Source organism: Cobetia sp. (genome assembly GCF_983723665.1).
This window is the reverse complement of record NZ_CFDJES010000190.1, coordinates 1-1459: the sequence shown is the minus strand read 5'-3', so window position 1 is coordinate 1459 and position 1459 is coordinate 1. Positions and strand designations below refer to the sequence as shown.

The following is a 1459-nucleotide window of genomic DNA, read 5'->3' as shown; positions in this document are numbered from 1 at the left end:
CTGGACAGCCGAGGCAACCGCGGAGACGACGCCTGATGTTGATTCGTGATCTCTCGCGTGTGACCCAGCGCCATGGTTATCTGATTCGCGTGGGGCGTGATGGCGTGGCGCCTGCGCCGGATGGCGGCATCATCCAGCCCATCGCGGACTGGCCCAGCGGCGCCGTGGCCCTCGGGGAATGGCAGGGCGCGCCGATTGCGGTGTTCGGTGAGAATGGCAGTGCCGATTGGCCCGCCGCGCGTCAGTGGCTGCATACGCTGCCACGTGATCAATTTCCGCTGCTTTCCAGTGCGTTGCAGGTGCTCAAGTGGCTGCGAGACCATCGATTCTGTGGCCGTTGTGGCAAGCGCATGAAGCGACTGGAGCATGAATTCGCCATGCACTGCACCGGTTGTCAGCATCGCAGCTACCCGCGTATCTCGCCGTGCATCATCACGCTGATCACCCGGGGCCGCGAGATGTTGCTGGCCCGCAGTCCGCGCTTCGGGCCGGGCATGTATTCGACCCTGGCGGGCTTCATCGAAGCCGGTGAAAGTGCCGAGGAAGCCGTGCGGCGTGAGGTGCACGAGGAAGTCGGTGTCGAGGTCGGGCGAGTCAGCTATTTCCAGAGTCAGTCGTGGCCGTTCCCGCACTCGTTCATGCTGGGCTACTACGCGGAATATGCCGGTGGCGACATCACCATCGATGGTGTCGAGATCGAGGATGCCCAGTGGTTCACGCCGGAAGACTTGCCGGGGCTGCCCCCGAAGTTCTCGATCTCGCATGCCTTGATCGACAACTTCCTGCGCTCGGTCGCGACGGGCCGCTGATATTGCAGGCTCTCCCCAAAGAAAACGCCCCGACCATTGGCCGGGGCGTTTTCTTTTGCTGGTGCATCAAGCGAACCTTTCCATCGGGCTTGTTCGCAGCGATGCACCTGCTCAAGCAGACGCTTACTTGTTCGGGAACAGAGACGTCAGCTTGGTGGCCAGCATGATGTTGCCGGTGGCTTTCAGGCGGCCTGTCATGAAGGCCTGCATGCCGTCGACTTCGCCCTTCATCACGCCCTTGAGGGTGTCGCTGTCGGTGCTCAGGGTCACGGACGGATCATCGTGCTCACCTTCGCCGACGTCCAGAGTGCCGTCCTTGACGACCATGTAGTAGTCATCGCTGTCGGTGATGTTGAATTGAAAGACCTCATCCATGCCCTTGGCGGCTTCGGGGTTGAAACGGCTCTTGAGCATGTCGATGACGGCGTTGGCGTCGGCCATGGTGATATTCCTTGTCAGTGCTAGCGGTGGAGAAAGGCCAATGATCACGGGGAAAGATGACGTACATGGCAAGGGGGAAGGTGTCGTTCATCACCTTGCTCACCATGAAGTGATCACGCTGCTGACCTTCAAGACTGACATCAGACTATTTCAAACGAGCGTTCCAATCAAGTCGTGTGATCGATCTGGCGTGTTCCGCGCTTCAGCGC

General features: G+C 60.3%; 2 protein-coding genes. One reads left to right on the top strand and one right to left on the bottom strand.

All coding sequences use genetic code 11. From position 1 onward, the window contains the following. The first annotated feature begins 35 nt into the window (after positions 1-35). A complete protein-coding gene (gene nudC, locus AC4FAH_RS13530; protein WP_107334885.1) occupies positions 36-809 on the top strand; it encodes an NAD(+) diphosphatase in 774 nt (257 codons plus the stop codon). A gap of 123 nt (positions 810-932) precedes the next feature. Here nudC and AC4FAH_RS13525 read toward each other — a convergent pair whose 3' ends face one another. Further along, positions 933-1250 (bottom strand): SCP2 sterol-binding domain-containing protein, encoded by a 318-nt coding sequence (locus AC4FAH_RS13525; RefSeq protein WP_043332726.1) that lies wholly within the window; start codon positions 1248-1250, stop codon positions 933-935. Positions 1251-1459: the final 209 nt, after the last annotated feature.

What these genes read in the sequence shown, in the direction of transcription:
- nudC (WP_107334885.1), top strand. Translation starts at nt 36, where the DNA reads ATGTTGATTCGTGATCTCTCGCGTGTGACCCAGCGCCATGGTTATCTG.
- AC4FAH_RS13525 (WP_043332726.1), bottom strand. Translation starts at nt 1,250, where the DNA reads ATGGCCGACGCCAACGCCGTCATCGACATGCTCAAGAGCCGTTTCAAC.